This is a genomic window from Actinosynnema sp. NPDC050801 (assembly GCF_040673975.1).
Classification (GTDB): Bacteria; Actinomycetota; Actinomycetes; order Mycobacteriales; family Pseudonocardiaceae; genus Actinosynnema.
In genome coordinates this window covers 393,920-414,602 of sequence record NZ_JBFAQZ010000006.1, presented here as the reverse complement: position 1 = coordinate 414,602, position 20,683 = coordinate 393,920, and the positions used below count along the sequence as shown (strand labels likewise).

Below are 20,683 nucleotides of genomic sequence, written 5' to 3'. Positions count from 1 at the left end.
GCCGGGACTAGGTCGTGGTCGCCAGGTGCGCCTCGTGCTGGGACACGGCCTTGCGCCACAGCGGGTCGCGGTCCTCGGCGGCGACGACCAGCCCGTAGACGTCGGCCAGGGCCGTGAACCAGTCGTGCCGGTCGTGCAGCACGGTACTGGTGGTGGTCTCCCCGATCCGGGACAGCGTCAACGCGCGCAGCACGTCCCAGCCCGTCGCGTCCGCCCGCTGCACGCAGAACGTGCGCACGAAGCCCGACTCGGGTGACGTGGACAGGTACACGTGCCGGTCGGTGAAGCGGTCCATGCCGACCTCGTCGGGCGCGAAGTCCATGGCGAAGAAGCTGCCCCGCTCGTCGTGCTCCAACCGCCACCCGCCCGGTGCGACCACCGACGGCACCAGGCCGAACGTGAACGGGCCCTGCCGGTACGTGCCCTCACGCAGCGGCAACGGCGAGTGCAGGCCGTCGCCCATGCCGACGTCCACCAACCAGGCGTCGTCGGACCCGGGCAGGTCGCGCACGGTGAGCGCGAGGTGGTTGCGGTTGATGACGGGCTCGCCGTCCCGGGTCCTCTGCACGCCGCCGGGGTGCCTGGACACGTGGTAACCGAGCGCGCGCAGCAACTCGCTGAACGCGCCGTTGAGGTGGAAGCAGTACCCGCCGCGACCGGCCAGCACGCGGTCCACCGAGTCCAGCGGCTCCAGCGAGGTCACCCGGCCGAGCTGGACCTCCACCGTCTCGTACGGCACGCGTTCCACGAACGCCTGGTGCAGCCGGGTCAGCGCCGCCACGCTCGGCGGTTCGGCGGCGGTCTGGCCGAGGCGGCGCAAGAAGGCGGGCACGTCCAGCGAAGCCATCTTGAAAATCCCCCATCCGGGTGGAACGTCGAAGCCGGGACTTCCGACTCTAGGCAAGGACGATCACAGAACCGAACCTTTATCCCAGCGACCGGGGGACGAAGAGGTGCGATGTACGACTCCGCTGGGCTTCAGGTCCTCTCCCGCGAGGAGTGCCTCAAGCTGCTCGGCATGGCAGCCGTCGGCCGCCTTGTCTACACCGACAAGGCGTTGCCCGTGGTGCACCCCGTGGTGTTCGTGCTCGACGGGGACTGCGTCGTGCTGCGCGTGCCCGACGGCAGCGCCACCCTCGTCGCCCGGGACACGATCGTCGCGTTCCAGATCGACGACGTCGCGCCCGACCTGTCCCGCGGCTGGTCGGTGATGGCGGTGGGGCACGTCACCGAGGTCCGGGAGCAGGGGCGGCTGACCCGGCTGCGGCAGTTGCCGCTGGCCTCCCGCGGCCACGGCGGCGGTGACCACTACCTGGTCGTCGACCTGGAGCTGCTGTCGGGCCGTCGCATCCCCTAGGCGAAGGCGATAGCCTCGGAACCCTCCCAGCCGGAGGTGGTCGGAGGTGGCCGGATCCCCGGACGCGAACGCCGCGGTGCGACTGGACGGCCTGCTGCGCCAGCTGACCGACCGCACCGCCGAGGCGGTCGTCTCGCAGGAGCGGCTGCACCGGTTGCTGACCGCGGTCGTCTCGTTGGCCAGCGACCTGTCGCTGCCCGACGTGCTGCGTCGGATCGTGGAGTCCTCGTGCGGCCTGGTCGGCGCCCGGTACGGCGCGCTGGCCGTGGTGGGGCCGAACCGGCAGCTGCTGGAGTTCACCTACGGCGACGGCCACCACGACACCGACTTCGCCGGGCCGGGGCCGGAGGAGACCGCGTTCGACCCGTCCGCGTTCGACCCGTCCGCGTTCGACCCGTCCGTGCCCGACGCTTCCGCGTTCGACCCTGCTGCGTTCGATCCTGCCGCGTTCGATCCTGCTGCGTTCGATCCTGCTGCGTTCGATCCTGCTGGGCAGGGGTTCCTGGGCGTGCCGGTGCACGTGCGGGGGAAGGTGTTCGGCAACCTCTACCTCAGCGACAAGGCCGACGGCTCCGACTTCACCCGCGCCGACCGCGAGGTCGTGGTGGCGGTCGCCGCCGCGGCGGGCATCGCGATCGAGAACGCCCGGCTCTACGAGCAGTCGCGGCAGCGCGAGGTGTGGTTGCGCGCGTCCAACGAGGTGACGAACGCGCTGCTCACCGGCACCCCGGACCGGGACGCGCTGCGCCTGGTCGCGGTGCGCGCCCGACTGGCCGCCGACGGCGTGAACGCGCTGCTCGCGCTGCCCGACGTGCAGGGCGAGCTGGCCGTCCGGGTGGTGGACGGCGACCTGCGCGGGTTCAGCGTGTCCGGCGAGGGCGGCACGGTCAGCGAGGTGTTCGAGACCGGCCGGGCCAAGGTGCTCGACGGGCTGCCCGGCCACGCCGACCGGATCGGCCCGGTGGTGTTCGCGCCGCTGGCCGCGGGCGATCGGGTGCTGGGCGTGCTGATGGTCGCCCGTGCCCGCGACCAGCGTGCGTTCGACGCCTCGGACGTGGCGCTGGTCGAGTCGTTCGCCCGGCAGGCCGCGCTGATCCTGGAGTTCACCAGGGCCACCGGGGCGGGACGGCGGCTGGCCGTGCTGGAGGACCGCGACCGGATCGCCCGCGACCTGCACGACCTGGTCGTGCAGCGGCTGTTCGGGCTCGGCCTGGGTCTGCAGAGCATGAACGGGCTGGTGGAGCAGCCGATGGTGGCGCAGCGGCTGACGGACTTCGTCACCGAGGTCGACCAGACCATCCGGGAGATCCGGCGCACCATCTTCTCGTTGCAGGAGCCGCCCGCCGGCGCGGCCGACCTGCGCGCCCAGCTGCTGAAGGTGGTGCAGGAGTCGGCCCGGCTGCTCGGGTTCGAGCCCGCGCTGGTCATGGACGGCCCGATCGACTCGGTGGTGCCCGACCACGTGCGGCCCGACCTGCTGGCCACGCTGCGCGAGGCGCTGGCCAACGCGGCCAGGCACGCCTCGGCGCGCAAGGTCGACGTCGAGGTCGTGGTGGACCGCGCGGCGACGAACCTGCGGCTGGTCGTGCGCGACGACGGCGACGGCCTGCCGTCCGGCCGCGACCGGCACACCGGCGGTCTGGTGAACATGGCGGCCCGTGCCGCCAGGTGGGATGGTTCGTGCGAGGTCGAGTCGACCCGGGGCCGGGGCGTAACGCTGACGTGGTCCGTGCCGTTGGTGTCGGTGTAGGGAGGCCCCATGTCCATCTCGGTGCTTTTGGTGGACGACCACGAGATCGTCCGGCGCGGTTTGCAGCAGCTGTTGGCCGTCGAGTCGGACATCGAGGTCGTCGGTGAGGCGGAGAGCGCCGCCGCGGCCGTGTCCGCCGCCGCGTTCCACCGGCCCGACGTGGCCGTCATCGACGTGCGGCTGCCCGACGGCGACGGGGTCACCGTGTGCCGGGAGATCCGTTCGACGGTCCAGCCGCCGCCCGCGTGCCTGATGCTGACCTCGTACTCCGACGACGAGGCGCTGTTCGGCGCGATCATGGCGGGCGCGGCCGGGTACATGCTCAAGCAGGTCTCCGGCAACGACCTGGTCTCGGCGATCCGCACGCTGGCGGCGGGCGGCTCGCTGCTGCACTCCGGCGTGACCGCGACCGTGCTGCAACGGCTGCGGGGCGGGCCGGTCGAGGATCCGCGCTACGCGTCGTTGAGCCCGCAGGAGCGGCGGATCCTCGACCTGATCGCCGAGGGCCTGACCAACCGGCAGATCGCGAGCCGGTTGTTCCTGGCCGAGAAGACGGTCAAGAACTACGTCTCCACGTTGTTGCACAAGCTCGGCTTCGACCGCCGGACCGAGGCCGGCGTCTACGCCGCCCGCAGGCGGCAGGCCGGCGGGATGTAGCCGACGGCCGGTGCCCGCGTCGGGCGGCTACAGCGGCCAGCCGATCAACGGGCGCGTGCTCGTGGCGGCCGGTGCGGTCGGGTCGGGCAGCGGCATCCCCGGGCAGGTCAGGTCACGTGGCGGCACCTTGCCGTCCACGATGAAGGCCTCCACCACGTCGTCCACGCACGGGTTGCCGAAGCCGTAGATGCCGTGGTCACCCTCGTCGGTCACGGTGAGCAACCGTGAGCCCTGGAAGTTGCGGTGTGCCCGTTGGGCGCCTTCGATCGGCGTCGCCGGGTCGCGTTCCGACTGCACCATGAGCAACGGCGGCACGCCCCTGCCGGTCGGCTTCTTCAGCTCCAGCGGCGGCCGTTCCCAGAACGCGCACGGCGCGAGCCGCTGGTAGTAGCCCATCAGCGGGAACTTCGCGCCCAGGCGCTCGGCCTCGGCGGCCATGGTCGCGCGGTTGTGCCGGAACTTCGTGTCGTTGCACGTGATGCCGTAGAGCGTCGCGTTGGGCGCGTCCGGGAACCGGGCCGACGCCGCCGCGGTCGCCGTGGGCCGCCCGACGAACGCCAAGGCCTCCGCCGCCTGCGGGAACGCCTGCTTGCTGTACTGCGCCTGGGCCAGCACCAGGTCCAACAGCACGCCGTCGACCACCGTGCCGTCCGGCAGCGTCAACGGGTCCGCGGCCAGCTTCGCGCGGGTCGTCTCGTAGGTCTGGCGGACCTGCTCGGCGGTCGTGCCCAGGTGGTAGAGGCTGTCGTACTTGGCCACCCAGGGCAGGAAGTCGGTCCGGAACCGGCGTTCGAAGGCGTAGCCGAAGTTGTCGAAGATGTCCTGGAACGTCGAGGTGAAGTCGGTGTTGGAGTCGAGCACGACCTTGTCCACCCGGTCCGGGAAGTAGGTGGCGTAGTACGCGCCCATCCAGGAGCCGCCCGAGTAGCCGATCCAGTTGATCTTCTCCCGGCCGAACAGGCGGCGCAGCAGGTCCAGGTCGTGCACGGTCTGCTCGGTGTTGATCACCTTGCCGAACTCGCCCGATCGCGCCTGGCACGCGGTGGCCTGCAGCTCGGCGGCGTCGTAGAGCAGCTCGGTGTTGGCCCGGCCGCGGTCGCGCGGGTCGGTGATGCCGAGCCAGTCGTACCCGCCGCAGGTGGCGTTCGTGCTCGCGCCCGTGCCGCGCGGGTCGATGCCGATGACCTCCATGTTGTCGACCAGCTTGGCGCGGCCGGTGTAGAGCAGCGGCAACGACCGGCCCGGCGCACCCGGACCGCCCGGGTTGGTCAGCACGACCCCCTTGGCCTCGCCGCTGCGCGGCTTGAGCCTGCTCACCGCGATGGTGATCTTGCGGCCGTCGTGCGGCGTGCGCCAGTCGAACGGCGACTGGAACGTGCCGCACTCCAGGCCCTCGTACTCGGCGCACGCGGACCAGGTGATGGTCTGGTCCAGGCCGGGCTCCGGCTCGGCCTGCGCGTACGTCGGCAGGGCGGCGCCGATCAAGGCCGCGGTCACGGCCGCGGCGGTTCTCCCTCGCATGGATTCCCCCTCCGTCGAGGCCTCCACTCCACCGCGCACGTACTCTGGTGGGCAACCGCAGAAAGGCCCTGTTCGGCTCTACGAAAGACTTAAGCCACTCGGGCTCGGAGGAAAGTAAGGTCGCTGGAGTGGGGATTTTCCGGAGGAAGCGGCCTGCCGCGGTCGCCCGCGAGGTGGTGCGGGACCACACCTACGACGACGCGATCCTGGACATCGCGGCGGAGGAGATGGACGCGGGCCACCTGAGGGCGGCGACCACGGTGCTCGCGGAGTGCCGTGACGAGCCCGAGGTGCGCGCGCTGCGGGTCGAGGTGCTCGGCGAGCACGCCATCGGCCACGCGGACGAGCTGCTGGAGCTGGCGAAGAACAACACCGACCCCGACCTGTGGCTGCTGGCCGGTACGGCGTTCATCCGGGAGGCGTGGGCGATCCGCGGCTCGGGACGGGCCGACAGCGTCGGCAAGGACCGGTTCAAGGTCTTCTTCGGCACCCTCCGCAAGGCCGTGGGACCGCTGCACGAGGCCGCGAAGCTCCTGCCGCGCGACGCGGTGCCGTGGGCGCAGTTGCAGACCGCCGGCCTGGGGTTGCAGGTGGACCGGGACCAGAAGGACGAGGTGTGGCGCGAGGTCGCGGCGCGCTGCGCGACGCTGTACCCGGCGCACTGGACCCGGCTGCAGATCCTGGCGTCCAAGTGGGGTGGGTCGGCCGAGGAGATGATGGCGTTCGCCCAGGGCAGCGTCGACGCCGCGCCGCCCGGCGACCCGGTGGTGGCGATGCTGCCGCTGGCGCACTTCGAGATCTTCCTGGAGCAGTTCGAGGACGCCGTGCAGGCGCGGTCGGCGTTGAAGATCGCGACGTTGAAGATGCGCTACTTCACCCGGCACCGGGAGGAGATCGCCGCGGCGGCGGACAAGTGGGACGCCACCCGGACCAAGCCCCACCCGCGCACCCTGCAGGCGCACAACCTGTTCGCGGCGGCGTTCGCCCTGGCCGACGACGCGCCGCGGGCCAAGCGCCACCTGCTCGGCATGCGCGACCACGTGCACGAGGTGCCCTGGGCCTACGTCGCCTACCTGGCCGACGACCTGGAGCAGGAGTACTCGGAACTGGCCAACAAGTACCTCTGACCCGGGAGTCCAACCCCCACCCCGCACGCGGGTGGTGGGGGTTGGACTCTCGGGGTGGTCAGCACTTCTGCTTGTAGAAGTACTGCGAGTTCGCGTCCATGTCGGCCTTGGTCAACGCGACCAGGTCGGTCTCGACGTCGCGTTCCACCGGCTTGCCCTCCAGCGCCGCCACGGCCTGCTCGACGCCGGTCCTGCCGATGGTCGCCGGGTCCTGCGCGATGAGGGCCTGCACCGCCCCGCCCCGCAGGTCCGCCACCTGCTTGGGTGACGCATCGAACCCGACCAGGTTCACCGCGCCGGTCCGGCCCGCGTTGCGCAACCCGGTCGCCGCGCCCTCACCGGTGTTCAGGTTCGTCGCGAACACCCCGACCAGGTCCGGGTTGGCGGCCAGCGTGGCGGTCACCTTGGCCGCCGCCTGGTCCGGTTCGTTGTCGGTGTACTGCTGCCCGACGTACTCCAGGTTCGGGTACTTCCCGACCTCCGCCTCGAACCCGGCGGCACGGGCGTCCGTCGTCGACGTGCCCGCCTTCGTGTTCAGCACCAGCACGGAACCGGGCTTGTCACCGACCAGCCCGGCCAACGTCCGCGCCGCCAGCCGCCCGCCCTGCCCGTTGTCCGAGGAGACGGTCGACGACGCGATCGACGTGTCCTCCAGTTCGGTGTCGACCTCCACGACCTTGATCCCGGCGTCCTTGAGCTGCCGCATCGGACCGGCCATGGCCTTGTCGTCGGTCGGCGCGATGAGCACGGCGCCGGGCTTGTCGGCGAGCACACCCGTCACGATCGGGGTCTGCTGCGTGGCGTCGAACTTCGCCGGCGCCTGCACGTCGACCGAGTAGCCCGCAGCCGCGGCGGCCTCCCGGAAGCCGCACTCCATCGAGATGTAGAACGGCTCCGCCGCCACACCGGGGATCAGCACCATCTTCTTCGCGTCACCCGTGCCGCCGGTGTCGCCGATCTGCCCACCGCCACCGCAGGCCGTGAGCAGCAAAGCCGCCCCTAAAAGAGCACCTGGGACAAGAGCAACCGTCTTCGTCGACATGGTTCTCCTCCTCCGTCGCCGGCTAGCGTCTGTCGCGCGCCTTCCGCCGTGACTGGTCGAACCACACAGCCGCCACCAGGACCAGCGCCACCGCGATCGGCTGCCAGTACACGTTCACGCCGACTATCACGAACCCCTTGCGCAGCACGGCCGGGATGAACACCCCGAGCACCGTGCCCACGACCGACCCCGCGCCACCGAACAGGCTGGTGCCGCCGAGCACCACGGCGGCGATGGCGTTGAGGTTGTCGGTGTCGTGCCCGGTGATCGACGCGACCCGGAAGTACGCCAGCGCCATGAACCCGGCCAGCCCGGCCAGCACGCCCGCCAGCAGGTAGACCCGCACCAGGTGCCGCGCCACCGGGATGCCCGCGCGCCGCGCCGCCTCCTCGTTCGAGCCGATGGCGTACGTGTGCCGCCCGAACACCGTCGTGCCCAGCACCAGCGCGCCGAGCGCGGCCACCACGGCGGCCGTCAGCACCAGGTTCGGCACGCCGAACCACGTCCCCGTGCCCAGGCCGTCGCCGAGCACCTCCGGCACCCCGGCCACGTTCGACCCGTTGGACAGCAGCTGCCCGGCACCGAGCGCCGCGCCGAACGACCCGAGCGTCACGATCAGCGGCGGCAGGCCGGTGCGGGCGATGAGCAGGCCGTTCAGCAACCCCCACGCCGCACCGGACAGCAGCGCCACCAGCAGGCCGACGAACACCACGCCCCACCCGGCGGTCGTCGCGTTGCCGCCGTGCAGGGCGTTCATCGCCATGGCCGACGTGACGCCGGAGAACACCAGGACGGAGCCGACGGACAGGTCGATCCCGGCGGTGACGATCACGTACGTCATGCCCACCGACAGCACCAGCAGCACCGACGTCTCGACCAGCGTCGTCTGCAACGTGAACGCGGTCAGCACCGCGTCCGGCCGCAACGCGCCGAACACCGCGATGAGCACCAGCAGCACCACCGCGATCCACAACGTGTTCGCGCCGAACAGCCGTTGCACGGGCGTCCGGCGGCGTTCCGGCGCCGTGTCGAGGTCCGGGGTGGTCATGCCTCCTCCTGCGACAACGCACCGGTCATCGCGCCGACCAGCTCCTCGACCGTGGTCGTCGCCGCGTCGAACCGCGCCACCCGCCGACCCAGCCGCAGCACCTCGACCCGGTCCGCCACGGCCAGCACCTCGGGCATGTTGTGGCTGATCAGCACCACCGCCATGCCCTGGTCGCGAACCCGCCGGATCACGTCGAGCACGCGTTCGCGCTGCACCACGCCCAACGCCGCGGTCGGCTCGTCCATGAACACCAACCGGCTCGCCCACACCACCGACCGGGCCACCGCGACGCTCTGCCGCTGACCACCCGACAGCGCCCCGATCGGCACGTCCACGTCCGGCAGCGACACCCCGAGGTCGCGGAACGCGGCGATCGCCCGCCGCCGCATCCCCCGCTCGTCCAGCACACCCAGCCTGCCGAGCAGGCCGCCCCGGCGCAGCTCCCGGCCCAGGAACAGGTTGGCCGCCGGGTCCAGATCCGGCGCGACGGCCAGGTCCTGGTACACGGTCTCGATGCCCAGCGCCCGTGCCGAGACCGGCGAGGCCGGCGCCACCGGCGAACCGTCGAGCAGGATCGTGCCCGAGTCCGGCCGCTCCACCCCGGACAGGCACTTCACCAGCGTCGACTTGCCCGCGCCGTTGTCACCGACGAGCGCGACGACCTCGCCCGCGTGCGCGGTGAACGAGGCGCCGCGCAACGCCTCCACGTTCCCGTAGTGCTTCACCAACTCCCGTGCGTCCAACAGGGGTAACGCCATCCGTCAGCTCCCGGGGCTCGACACCAGTGGCGGCCGGCACCGGATGGCGACGACGTCGCCGGTCACCACGACCTCACCCGCCGCGTGCGGCACGACCACCGTGCTGCCCCGGTGCACCGCGACGGGACCCAGCGTGCCGGCGCCCTCCAGCACCACGTAGACGCCGAACGAGGGTTCCAACGCCGCCGAGCCCGACACGTGCAGCCGGTCGGCGCGGAAGAACGGGTCGGCCTGCGCGTCGAACAGGGCCACCGACCGGCCGGTGAGCGCCCGGGTGCGCCGCACCAGGTCGTCGGCCGACTGGGCGCGGCGCTCCAGGCAGTCCAACGCCTTGTCGTAGCCCAGGCCCAGGTGCCCGGCCTCGGCGTCGGCCAGGAAGCCCTGCCACTCCAACGTGACCGAGAAGTCCGTCGGCTGCTGGAGTTCGACGATGAACACGCCCTCGCCGATGGCGTGCGGCACGCCCGCGGGCACGAACACCGTGTCGCCGGGCGAGACCTTGACCGGGTTCAGCGCGGCCAGCATCGCGGCGGAGTCCTGGGTGGACACCCACTCGGCGGCCACGGCGGCGGGCACGTCCTCGCGGAAGCCGATGTACACCGTCGGGTCGGCGCCGAACGTGCCGATCACGACCCACGCCTCGGTCTTGCCGTGCCGGCAGCCCAGGTGGGCGGACGCGAACGCGTCGGACGGGTGGCAGTGCACCGGCAGCCGCTGCCCGGCGTCGAGCAGCTTCACCAGCAGCGCGGCGTCCGCGCCGAACTCCGCCGCGTGCTCCGACCCCAACCACGACACCGGGTCCGCCGCCACCGCGTCGCGCAACCACCGCCCGTCCGGCAGCCGGGACAACCCGGCCTCGTCCTTGCCGAACTGCGTGGTGGTCGACGCGACCCAGTCCTCGGGCCCGCGATCGGCCTCGGCCTGGCTCCGGAACGCCGCGATCGCCGCACCGCCCCGGTAGAACTGCCGGGGCTGGTTGGCCTCCAGCGCGATGGGCTGGGCGTCGGGACTCATGCGCGTACCTCTCCTGATCCACGGGCCACCAAGCGGACCGGCAGGACGACCCGGCGCGGTGGGGAGCCGTCGCCGTCCAACCGGGCGAAGAGCAGGTCCGCCGCTGCCTTGCCGAGCGCGCTCGCGTCGTGCGCGATCACGGTCACCGGCGGTGACAGCAGGTCGGCCAGCTCGAAGTCGTCGAAGCCCACCAGCGCGGGCCGGGCGGTGCTGCCGGCCAACGCCCGCACCGCGTGCACGGTGATCCGGTTGTTGCCGGTCACCACGGCGGTGGCCGGGTCGGCCGCGTTCTGCAGGCCCCACAACGCCTTGCGCACCGATTCCTCGTCGTGCGGCCCCATGACCACCAACGACTCGTGGTAGCCGATGCCGGCTCGCACGCAGCCCTCGCGGTAGCCGCGCAGACGCTCGTTGGCGGTGAAGATGTCCGGCGCGTCGCCGAGGAACGCGATCCGCCGGTGCCCGAACGACGCCAGGTGCGCCACCGCCTCGGCGGTGCCGCCGATGTTGTCCACCAGCACGGTGTCGGCGACCACGTCACCGGCTGGCCGGTCCAGGAACACCACCGGCGTGCCCGCGCGCATCTCCGGCACCAGGTACCCGTGCTGCAACCCGGCGGGCACGATCAGCAGGCCGTCCACGCGTCGCGAGCAGAACTCCAGCGACAGCTCGCGTTCCCGCGCCGGGTCCTCGTCGGACGAGCCGGTGATGACCTGCCGCCCGCGCAGCCGCGCGATCTCCTCGACCGCGCGCGTGACGCCCGAGTAGAAGGGGTTGCCGACGTCCTCCAGCACCAGGCCGATCGTGCCGGTGGACGAGCCGCGCCGCAGGTTGCGGGCGCTGAGGTTGCGCCGGAAGCCGAGCTGGTCGATCGCCGCCAGCACCCGCTCGGCGGTGGCCGGGTGCACGCCCGCCTCGTCGTTCACCACGCGCGAGACGGTCTTGATGCTGACGCCCGCCAGCCGCGCCACGTCGTTCATCGTGGCACGCCGAACCTTGCGGGCGCCTGTCGCGCCGTTCGGGGACAACGTTGTCATAGTGCGCGAATCACACACCTCGCATTCGGGTATGTCAACGGCCGCCCCGTCTCGAACCGGACAACACCCGGCGCCGGGGGTTGACGCCACCCCCACACGCTCCGCAAGTATGCGATTACGCTTAGTTCGTGGACAGCGTTGTCAACCGTCGGCGGAGTCGACACACGGAGTCGGAGGCGCTCGTGCGGAGGATTCTGGCTCTTGCGGCGGCGGTGGCGCTTTCGGCGGCGCTGCCCGTCGTGGGGACGGCCCGAGGAGAGCAGGCACAGGTGGACGACCTGGCGCGGTGGGTGAACCCGTTCGTCGGCACCGAACCGGGTGGGCCGGACCACGGCACCGGCGGCGGGGCGGGCAACAACTTCCCCGGCGCGGACGTGCCGTTCGGGATGGTGCAGTGGAGCCCGGACACGGTGACCCGCCAGCACGGCGGCTACGCCTACGAGGACGACCGGATCAGGGGATTCAGCCTCACCCACCTGTCCGGGGCGGGCTGCTCGACCTACCAGGACATCCCGATCATGCCGTTCACCGGCGAGGTCACCACGTCGCCCGCGACGGACCCCGACCGGTACGTCTCGACGTTCTCGCACGGCAACGAGACCGCGAGTCCCGGCTACTACGGTGTGACCCTCGACAGCGGGACGAAGGTCGAGCTGACGGTCACCCAGCGCACCGGGGTCGGCCGGTTCGCCTACCCCGGCGGGTCGACGTCGACGTTGCTGGTCAACACCTCCGGCTCGATCTCGGGCACGGACGACGCCGAGATCACCCTAGGTGCGGACACCATCAGCGGCTGGGCGACCAGCGGCCGGTTCTGCGGCGCGGACCACCGCTACCGGGTGTACTTCCACGCGCGGTTCGACCGGCCGTTCGCGTCGATCGGCACGTGGCGCAACGGCGCGGTCACGCCCGGCCGTTCGGCCGAACGCGGCGGGTCCGGCGTCCGCGAGGGCTTGGGTGACGCCCCGAAAACCCTTGAGGCGCAGGGCGAACCCGACGTCGAGGCCGAGGACACCACCGTGTCGGGTCCGGGTTCCGGCGGGTGGGTGACGTTCGACGACCCGGACGTGACCATGCGCGTCGGCCTGTCGTTCGTCTCGATCGACGGCGCGAAGAAGAACCTGGACGCGGAGAACGCGGGCAGGTCGTTCGACGCCGTGCACGCCGCCGCGCGCCAGGCGTGGAACGACCGGCTCAACCAGGTCGAGGTCACCGGCGGCACGGACGCCCAGCGCACCACGTTCTACACCGCGCTGTACCACTCGTTGTTGCAGCCGAACGTCTTCTCCGACACCGACGGCCGCTACCCCGGCTTCGACGGCCGCACCCACACCGCCGAACCCGGTCACGCCGTCTACACCAACTTCTCCGGCTGGGACGTCTACCGCTCGGAGATGCAGCTGCTGTCGCTGCTGGCGCCGCGGGAGGCGTCGGACATGGTCCGCTCGATGGTGGCGTTCGCCGAGCAGGGCGGCTCCTGGGACCGCTGGACGGTGGCCAACGGCTACACCGGCGTGATGGTCGGCGACCCGTACCACGTGATGGTGGCCAGTGCGTACGCGTTCGGAGCCAGGGACTTCGACGCGCGCAAGGCACTGCTGCTGATGCTGCGCGGCGCGACCCAGCCGACCCAGGGCTACGAGGAACGCCCCGGCCTGACCGAGTACCTGGACCTCGGGTACGTGCCGGTCGGCGCGCGCAACGTGTGGGGAGCGCCCGCGACCACCCTGGAGTACACGACCGCGGACTTCGCCATCGCCGACCTCGCCCGCAGGCTCGGCGACGGCGCGACCTGGCGGACGTTCATGAAGCGCGCCCAGTACTGGCAGAACGTCTTCAACCCCGCCACCGGCTACACCCAGCCCCGCAACCGGGACGGCTCGTACGCGGAGCCGTTCACGCCGGGCAGCCCGGACAACTGGGTGGAGGGCAACGCCGCCCAGTACACGTGGATGGTGCCGTACAACGCGCGCGGCCTGTTCACCGCGATGGGCGGCGACGCGAAGGTCCGCGACCGGCTGGACGCGTTCTTCACCAAGCTCAACGCCGGGCCCGACGAGCCGTACGCGTTCCTGGGCAACGAGCCGATCATGCACTCGCTGTGGCTGTACAACTGGGTGGGCGCGCCCGCGAAGACCCAGGCCGTGACGCGGCGCGCGGTGACCGAGCTGTTCGGCCCCGGCCCCGACGGGCTGATGGGCAACGACGACCTCGGCCAGATGTCGTCCTGGTACGTGTGGGCGGCGCTGGGCATGTACCCGGTGATCCCGGGCCGGGCCGAGCTGGTGCTCAACAGCCCGCTGTTCCGCGAGGTCACGATCACCCGGCCGAACGGCGCGCCGCTCGTGATCAAGGCGTCCGGCAGCGGCGCGTACGTGTCGGGCCTCAAGCTGAACGGTCGCGAGCAGACCCGCAGCTGGCTGCCCGAGTCGTTCGTGACCGGAGGCGGCACGGTGGAGTTCGCGCTGTCCGAGGAGCCCACCGCCTGGGCCACCGGCCCGGCCGACGCGCCGCCGTCGTTCCGGGACGGCGAGGTGGGGCAGCAGGCGTTCGTGGAACCGGGCCGGCTGGTGCTGCCGGCGGGTGGCAGCGGCACCGTGACCGTCGGCGCGCAGGACTTCTCCGGCAGCGGCGGCAAGGTGTCGTGGACCGCGCAGCCGCCCACCGGGATCACGCTCACCCCCGCCTCCGGTCAGGTCACCGTGCCGCCGGGGGAGAAGGCCGGTGTGCCGGTCACGGTCGCCGTCGCGGCGGACGCGGCCGAGCAGACCCACCGCGTGCCGCTGGCGTTCTCCCCCGGCGGGCGGTCCACGATCTCGGTGCTGGTGGCCGAGCCGGGCAGCCTGCGGGCGGCGTTCGACAACGTGGGCACCTCACCGGACGACGACCAGGCGACCGGCAACTTCGACGGCGGCGGGTGGAGCTACTCGCGCGAGGCGCTGGCCGACGCCGGCGTGACGCCCGGCGGCACGGTCACCTCCGACGGCCTCCTCTACACCTGGCCGACGTCGCCGGTCGGCGAGCCGGACAACGTCAACGCCTCCGGCGAGGCGGTGACGATCGCCGCGCCCGCGGGTGCGACGAGGCTCGGGCTGCTGGGCAGCGCGGCGGGCGGCAAGGCGTCCGGCACGCTCACCGTCACCTACACCGACGGCAGCACCCAGACCGCCGAGGTCGGGTTCTCCGACTGGGCGCTCGGCGGCAGCGCGAACCTGCCGCCGTCGTTCGACAACCGGACCGTGGCCTCCACGCCGTACCGCAACAACTCCAGCGGCGAGCCGCAGCGGTTGGCGGTGCACGTGTTCGCGACCGCGCCGATCGCGTTGCGCGCCGACAAGCAGGTCCGATCGGTGATGCTGCCCGCGTCGGTGACCGGCGGGACGTTGCACGTGTTCGCCATCGCGGTAGCGTGAGGTCGTGACCAGCCCTGATCCGGTCGAGTCGGTGGACACGTTCATCGGCACCAAGGACGACGGGAACACGTTCCCGGGCGCGTCGGTGCCGTTCGGCATGGCGCACTCCAGTCCGATCGGCTCGCACTACGCGGGCTACCGCTACGACGACCCGGTGATCCGCGGGTTCGGGCACTTCTTCCTGTCCGGCGCGGGGTGCTGGGAGCAGGGCGGGCTGGTGTCGGTTCTGCCGACCACGCGCCTGCCGCGCCGCTTCGACCACCGCTCGTACGGCGTCGGGTACACCCACGACGGCGAGGTCGGCCGGCCCGGCTACTACCGCGTGCGGCTGGCCTCCGGCATCACGGTGGAGACGACGGCGACGACCCGTGCCGGGGTCGAGCGGTTCTCGTTCCCGGCCGGTGCGACGCCGCACGTGCTGGTGAACGTGGGTCAGGCGAACGACAAGGAGCCGGTGTCCGCCAGCGGCGTGCGGGTGGTGGACGACCGGACGTTGGCCGGGACCGTGGTGTCGCAGGCGTTCTGCGGCGGCAAGCCGTACACCACGTACTTCACCACGACGTTCGACCGGCCGTTCAAGGCGACCGGCAACTGGGGCGGCGTGGAGGGCGGCGCGGGCCTGCGCGGCCAGTGGGTGACGTTCGAGGAGGGCCCGGTCACCGCGGCGACCGCGATCTCGCACGTGGACGCCGAAGGCGCGACGAAGAACCTCGGCGAGGCCAGGGGCAGGTCGTTCGACGCGTTGCGCGCGGAGGCGCAGGAGGCGTGGCGGCGGGAGCTGTCGAGCATCGAGGTCTCCGCGGCCGGGACCGACCGCACCGTGTTCTACACCGCGCTGTACCACGCGTTGCTGCAACCGTTGACGGGCAACGACGTGGACGGCCGGTACCGCGGGTTCGACGACCGGGTGCACGTGGCCGACGGCTGGACCTACCACCAGTTCTTCTCGCTCTGGGACACCTACCGGGCGCACAACCAGTTGCTGGCGCTGCTGCGGCCCGCACGGGCGAAGGACGTCGCGCGGTCGTTGCTGGCGATCCGGGAGCAGGGCGGGTGGCTGCCCCGCTGGGCGTACGCCAACCAGGAGACCAACACCATGACCGGCGACCCGGTCACCCCGTTCCTGGTGGACCTGTGGCGGTTCGGCGCGCTGGAGGGCTCGGAGGAGCGCGCCTACCAGGCGTTGTGGCAGAACGCGACCGGTGTGCCGCCCGCGTCGTCCCCGTTCGAGGGCAGGGCGGGCAACCCGTCCTACCTGGGGCGCGGTTTCGTGCAGTACGACAAGGACTTCCGCAAGAAGGGGCAGGACGTCGACCCGCACCACGGCGCTTCGGCGACGTTGGAGTACGCGCTGGCGGACTGCTCGCTGTCGATCATGGCGCGGGGCCTGGGCCACGAGGACGACGCCGAGCTGCTGCGCCGCCGCGGGCTGAACTACCGGGTGCTGTGGGACAGCACGGTGTCGGACCGCGGGTTCACCGGCTTCCCCCGGCCCAAGCTGGGCGACGGCGAGTGGCTGGCGCCGTTCACCCCGCAGGGCCCGGACGGCTTCCACGAGGGCACGGCGTGGCAGTACCAGTGGCTGGTGCAGCACGACGTGCCCGGTCTGGTGGAGCTGCTCGGCGGCCGTGACGCGGCGGCGGCCCGGCTGGACGACTTCTTCGCCTACCCGGACCTGGTGGCCGACCCGGCGAAGACCGTGCGCGAGAAGTGGGTCGTCGGGCCGTACAACTACTACAACCAGTACCGGTACAACCCGAACAACGAGCCGGACCTGCACGCTCCGTGGATGTACGCGCTGGTCGGGCAGCCGTGGAAGACGTCGGCCGTGGTGCGGGCGGCGCAGACGTTGTTCGTGGCCGCGCCCAACGGCGTGACCGGCAACGACGACCTCGGGCAGATGTCGGCGTGGTACGTGTTCGGCGCGCTGGGCATGTACCCGGTGACACCGGGCACCGGCGACCTGGTGCTGAACGCGCCGAGGTTCGACCGGGCGGTGATCCACCTGGAGAACGGCCGTGACATCACCATCACCGCGGCCGGCGCGGACCCGTCGAGGCTCCAGTACGTGCGGTCGCTCCACGTCGACGACACGTCGTGGGACCGGGCGTACCTGAACGTCGACCTCCTCCGGCACGGCGGCGTCACGCTCGACTACGGGCTGACGACGGACCCGGCGGAGGCGACGTGGGCGACCCGGCCCGAGTCCGCGCCGCCCTCTTCCTGCACAGGTGAGCACGTCTCGTGATCGGGAGCGCGCGCACAGCGACGGTCGGATGGGTCGAAAGTCTCGATCGGCCTTTACTTCCGTCGCGAACGGATCGAAGTGCCACCACCGAAGCGTTGCGCGGCCTACCGTCCAGCCATGACAGGGGCACGCATACCGGCCGTCGTGGTTGCCGACATCAGGAAGAACTACGGCGAGCTGAAGGCGGTGGACGGCGTCTCGTTCACCGTCGCCGAAGGGGAGTTCTTCGGCATCCTGGGGCCGAACGGCGCGGGCAAGACCACCACGCTGGAGATCATCGAGGGCCTGCGCAAGCCCGACGGCGGTCAGGTGACGTTGCTCGGCGAGCACCCGTGGCCGCGCAACCCGAAGTTGCTGCCGCGCATCGGCGTGCAGCTGCAGGCGTCGAGCTTCTTCGAGAAGCTGACCGCCCGTGAACAGCTCCAGACGTTCGGCTCGCTGTACGGCGTGAGCCGGAGCAAGGCCGACGAGATGCTGGAGCTGGTCGGCCTGACCGACAAGGCGGACGTGCAGGAGAACAAGCTCTCCGGCGGTCAGCGCCAACGCCTGTCGATCGCGTGCGCCCTCGTCCACGACCCGGACCTCGTCTTCCTGGACGAGCCGACCGCCGCGCTGGACCCGCAGGCCCGCCGCAACCTGTGGGACGTGCTGCGCGCGATCCAGGCCAGGGGCAAGACCATCGTCTACACCACGCACTACCTCGACGAGGCCGAGATCCTGTGCGACCGCGTGGCGATCATGGACCGGGGTCGGATCCTCGCCATGGACGCGCCCGCGACGCTCGTGCGCGGTCTCGACGCGCCCACGCACGTGGTGCTGCAGAAGGGGTTGCTGACGCGTGAGGCGGCGCGTGGCATCACCGGTGTCGAGGACGCCCAGGAGGACGAGGTCTCGCTGACCATCTCCACCCGCAAGCCCGCGCCGGTGCTCTCGGCGCTCGCCGAACGCGGCACCTTGGACGGGCTCCAGGTGCGCACGGCCACGTTGGAGGACGTCTTCCTCGACCTGACCGGACGGGAGTACCGCGCGTGACCGCCTTCCGCAGCCTCTCGGCGGCCATGGTCAAGGGCTTCCTGCGGGACAAGATGACGTTGTTCTTCGTCTTCCTGTTCCCGTTGATGTTCCTGGTGGTGTTCGGGCTGCTGCTCGGCGACTCGGGCAGCGACAAGACCAAGATCGCGGCGGTGGGCGAGGGGCCCGTGCTGTCGGCGCTGGAGCAGACCGGCGCGATCGAGCTGGAGGAGTACGGCGACACGGCCGCCGCGCGGCAGAAGGTGGACGACGGCGACCTGCCCGCCGCCGTGGTCGTGTCCGGTGATCGCGTCGAGCTGATCTACGCGGCGAGCGACCAGGTGGCGGCGGGCACCGTGACGGGCATCGTGTCCGGCGTGGTCGACAAGATCAACCTGGGTGCGGCGGACGTGGCGCCGCGGTTCACGCTGGAGACCAGTTCGGTCGAGGACGCCTCGCTCAAGCCGATCCAGTACCTGACGCCGGGCATCCTGTCGTGGGCGATCTCGATCTCGGGCGTGTTCGGCGCGGCGTTGACCATGGTGTCGTGGCGGAAGAAGCAGGTGCTGCGGCGGATCCGGCTGGCGCCGGTGAGCGCGACGACGGTGCTCACGTCGCGGGTGCTGGTGAGCGTCGGGACGGCGTTGGCGCAGGGCGTGGTGTTCGTGGCGGTGGCGCTGCTGCCCGCGTTCGGCCTGAGGTTGACCGGTCAGTGGTACCTGGCGCTGCCGTTGCTGGTGCTGGGGACCACGGCGTTCTTCGCGGTCGGGATGCTGGTCGGCGCATTCTGCAAGACGGAGGAGGCGGCGTCGGGCGCGGCGAACATCATCATCATGCCGATGGCGTTCCTGTCGGGCACGTTCTTCCCGGTGGAGAACGCACCCGCGTGGCTCCAGACCGTCTCGAACATCTTCCCGTTGCGGCACATGAACGACGGCATGCTGGACGTCCTGGTGCGCGGCAAGGGCGTGGAGGCCCTGCTCCTGCCGTCCGCGGTCCTGATCGCCTTCACCCTCGTCGTGGGCCTGCTCGCCGCCAAGCTCTTCCGCTGGGAGGACTGACCCCGCGAGCCCAACCCCCACCCGCGCGAGTCGAACCTCCAGACCGCGCGTGTCCTACGTTCGCGTCGCGCGTGTCCTACGTTCAGGACCCCCGAGTTCAACGCTCAGAACAAGATCGACTGTTCTGAACGTTGAACTCGGGGTACGCGAACGTAGGACACGCGCGGTCTGAACGTAGGACACGCGCGGTTTGGAGGTTCGACTCGCGCGGGTGGGGGTGGGGGTGGGGGTGGGGTGAGGGGGGTCACTGGCCACAATGAGGGCATGTTGAGCAGCGCTGTTGGTCGGTTCCGACTCCTCGCCCTGGCCGAGGCGGTGTCCTGGGCCGGTCTGTTGATCGGCATGTTCTTCAAGTACGTCGTGGTCGGGAACGAGATCGGCGTCAAGGTCTTCGGCCCGGTGCACGGCGCGATCTTCGTCGGCTACGTCCTGGTGACGTTGATGCTGGCGCACCGCTGGGACCGCAAGACCCTCGTCCTGGGCCTGGTCGCGAGCATCCCGCCGTTCGGCACCGTGGTGTTCGAGCGCTGGGCCAACCGGACCGGTCGCCTGGACGAGACCGAGGCTCAGACCGCCAACGACTGAGCACGCACCAACTCCGCCTCGGGGTCGCCGAGGTGGTAGACGCGTTCGCTCGGCTCGATGTTGTCCAGGAACTCCTGGTACACCAACGCGCCGACGAGGTGTGACGCCGGCCGGGCGTGCCGCAGCGCGCTCGCCGGATCGCTCGACGGGTGGTGGCTCAACCACGCGTCGACCCACACCCGCTCGATCACCGGCCGGAACTCCGGCGCGACGAACCCGATCAGCCGCGCCGCGTCCAGCGCCGGGTGACCCCAGTGCGCGTCGCCCCAGTCGAGCACGACCCCGCCGGAACGCCAGTTGCCCGGGTGGAAGTCACCGTGCAGCAGCGTGTCCGGCAGCCCGAAGTCCGGCACCCGCACGCCGCGCACCGGCACCCCGTGCGCACGCAACCGCGGCTCGCCCGCCAACGCCGCCTGCACCGCCACCCACCGCGGCACGATCCGCTCGACCACCTCGTCGCCCGGCTGCCAGCAGTCCACCCCGGACGCCTCCGCCAGCAGCACCCGACCGGGCTCCGCCGCGATCAACCCCGGCGCCAACGACGGGTCGACCGACGCCACCAGCCCGATCACCGCGGCCTCGTCCGCCATGAACGGCGGCGTGGCCTTCGCCCACACGTTCCCGCCCGCGGTCGGCAACCGGTACAGGCACGACAGGTTCCACGTCTTCACCTGCACGGCCGGTCCGCTCACCCCGACGTGCCGCCGGGCCCACCCGACCAGCTCCGCCGGACCGCCGGGACGCGCCCACGGCAGCCGCAGCGGGTGGTCGGGGAACTCGTGCCGCTCCACCGCGGCGACACCGCGAGCCGGCACGCGGTCGGCCTCCACCTGGTACGTCACCACGCCGTCACGCCCGCCCCGGCCGGTGGTCGACACCAGCCGCAGCACGCTCGTCGGCACGCCCAGCGCGCGCGACAGGTGCGCGGTCACCGGCTCGACGTCGTTCCACCAGGGGCTGTCCACCGTGAACGGCTCCGCCGCGCCCACGCAACGCCCGTCGACCGTCACCAGAGCCCTGATCTCCCGCACGAGGTGCAGGGTGGCCGTCACCG

The 20,683-nt window shown here is 71.6% G+C and carries 17 protein-coding genes; 9 read left to right on the top strand and 8 right to left on the bottom strand.

The features are described 5' to 3' along the window. Window positions 1-7: 7 nt before the first annotated feature. Window positions 8-847 carry an arylamine N-acetyltransferase gene (locus AB0K14_RS16985; protein WP_360446864.1) on the bottom strand — a complete coding sequence of 280 codons (840 nt, stop codon included), beginning with the start codon at window positions 845-847 and terminating at the stop codon, window positions 8-10. 111 nt (window positions 848-958) lie between these two features. Between AB0K14_RS16985 and AB0K14_RS16980 the strand changes: the two genes are divergently transcribed. The 3 genes from AB0K14_RS16980 to AB0K14_RS16970 are packed head-to-tail and all read left to right on the top strand — an operon-like array spanning window position 959 to window position 3,764. Continuing rightward, entirely contained in the window at window positions 959-1,357 is a 399-nt protein-coding gene (locus tag AB0K14_RS16980; RefSeq protein ID WP_360446866.1) for a pyridoxamine 5'-phosphate oxidase family protein, read from the top strand. Between the two features lie 46 nt (window positions 1,358-1,403). Next, complete coding sequence (locus AB0K14_RS16975) at window positions 1,404-3,107, top strand: GAF domain-containing protein (protein WP_360446868.1); 1,704 nt, start codon at window positions 1,404-1,406, stop codon at window positions 3,105-3,107. A 9-nt stretch (window positions 3,108-3,116) separates the two neighbouring features. Then, window positions 3,117-3,764, top strand: coding sequence for a response regulator transcription factor (locus tag AB0K14_RS16970; protein WP_360446870.1), 648 nt, complete (start codon window positions 3,117-3,119; stop codon window positions 3,762-3,764). Between the two features lie 27 nt (window positions 3,765-3,791). Here AB0K14_RS16970 and AB0K14_RS16965 read toward each other — a convergent pair whose 3' ends face one another. Beyond that, window positions 3,792-5,285 carry an alpha/beta hydrolase gene (locus tag AB0K14_RS16965; protein WP_360446872.1) on the bottom strand — a complete coding sequence of 498 codons (1,494 nt, stop codon included), beginning with the start codon at window positions 5,283-5,285 and terminating at the stop codon, window positions 3,792-3,794. A 128-nt stretch (window positions 5,286-5,413) separates the two neighbouring features. Here AB0K14_RS16965 and AB0K14_RS16960 point away from each other — a divergent pair, with 128 nt between their 5' ends. Next, window positions 5,414-6,412: a hypothetical protein gene (locus AB0K14_RS16960; protein WP_360446874.1), complete on the top strand. Its 999-nt coding sequence runs from the start codon at window positions 5,414-5,416 to the stop codon at window positions 6,410-6,412. 58 nt (window positions 6,413-6,470) lie between these two features. Here AB0K14_RS16960 and AB0K14_RS16955 read toward each other — a convergent pair whose 3' ends face one another. From AB0K14_RS16955 to AB0K14_RS16935, 5 genes are read right to left on the bottom strand one after another with little or no spacing between them, the layout of a single operon-like run. Further along, window positions 6,471-7,454, bottom strand: a complete 984-nt coding sequence (locus tag AB0K14_RS16955; RefSeq protein ID WP_360446876.1) for an ABC transporter substrate-binding protein — start codon at window positions 7,452-7,454, stop codon at window positions 6,471-6,473. 22 nt (window positions 7,455-7,476) lie between these two features. Continuing rightward, window positions 7,477-8,502 (bottom strand): ABC transporter permease, encoded by a 1,026-nt coding sequence (locus AB0K14_RS16950; protein WP_360446878.1) that lies wholly within the window; start codon window positions 8,500-8,502, stop codon window positions 7,477-7,479. Beyond that, window positions 8,499-9,260 carry an ATP-binding cassette domain-containing protein gene (locus AB0K14_RS16945; protein WP_360446880.1) on the bottom strand — a complete coding sequence of 254 codons (762 nt, stop codon included), beginning with the start codon at window positions 9,258-9,260 and terminating at the stop codon, window positions 8,499-8,501. The genes AB0K14_RS16950 and AB0K14_RS16945 overlap by 4 nt, the downstream gene beginning before the upstream one ends. 3 nt (window positions 9,261-9,263) lie before the next feature. Further along, a complete protein-coding gene (locus AB0K14_RS16940) occupies window positions 9,264-10,274 on the bottom strand; it encodes a class I mannose-6-phosphate isomerase (RefSeq protein ID WP_360446882.1) in 1,011 nt (336 codons plus the stop codon). Then, window positions 10,271-11,254, bottom strand: coding sequence for a LacI family DNA-binding transcriptional regulator (locus tag AB0K14_RS16935; protein ID WP_360446884.1), 984 nt, complete (start codon window positions 11,252-11,254; stop codon window positions 10,271-10,273). The genes AB0K14_RS16940 and AB0K14_RS16935 overlap by 4 nt, the downstream gene beginning before the upstream one ends. A gap of 239 nt (window positions 11,255-11,493) precedes the next feature. On the opposite strand from AB0K14_RS16935, the gene AB0K14_RS16930 reads away from it, so the two are divergent. The 5 genes from AB0K14_RS16930 (at window position 11,494) to AB0K14_RS16910 (ending at window position 19,629) form a co-directional block, all read left to right on the top strand. Further along, window positions 11,494-14,724, top strand: a complete 3,231-nt coding sequence (locus AB0K14_RS16930; protein ID WP_360446886.1) for a GH92 family glycosyl hydrolase — start codon at window positions 11,494-11,496, stop codon at window positions 14,722-14,724. A gap of 4 nt (window positions 14,725-14,728) precedes the next feature. Next, window positions 14,729-16,972 carry a GH92 family glycosyl hydrolase gene (locus AB0K14_RS16925; protein WP_360446888.1) on the top strand — a complete coding sequence of 748 codons (2,244 nt, stop codon included), beginning with the start codon at window positions 14,729-14,731 and terminating at the stop codon, window positions 16,970-16,972. Between the two features lie 117 nt (window positions 16,973-17,089). Further along, window positions 17,090-18,004 carry an ABC transporter ATP-binding protein gene (locus AB0K14_RS16920; RefSeq protein WP_360446890.1) on the top strand — a complete coding sequence of 305 codons (915 nt, stop codon included), beginning with the start codon at window positions 17,090-17,092 and terminating at the stop codon, window positions 18,002-18,004. Further along, on the top strand, window positions 18,001-19,044 hold the full coding sequence (locus AB0K14_RS16915) for an ABC transporter permease (RefSeq protein ID WP_360446892.1): 1,044 nt from the start codon (window positions 18,001-18,003) through the stop codon (window positions 19,042-19,044). The genes AB0K14_RS16920 and AB0K14_RS16915 overlap by 4 nt, the downstream gene beginning before the upstream one ends. A 264-nt stretch (window positions 19,045-19,308) precedes the next feature. Beyond that, window positions 19,309-19,629, top strand: a complete 321-nt coding sequence (locus AB0K14_RS16910; RefSeq protein WP_360446894.1) for a DUF3817 domain-containing protein — start codon at window positions 19,309-19,311, stop codon at window positions 19,627-19,629. Here AB0K14_RS16910 and AB0K14_RS16905 read toward each other — a convergent pair. Beyond that, the gene (locus AB0K14_RS16905) at window positions 19,611-20,681 is read right to left on the bottom strand and encodes a phosphotransferase (protein ID WP_360446896.1); all 1,071 of its coding nucleotides are present in this window, start codon (window positions 20,679-20,681) and stop codon (window positions 19,611-19,613) included. The two genes, AB0K14_RS16910 and AB0K14_RS16905, sit on opposite strands and share 19 nt — an antisense overlap. Window positions 20,682-20,683 lie beyond the last annotated feature (2 nt).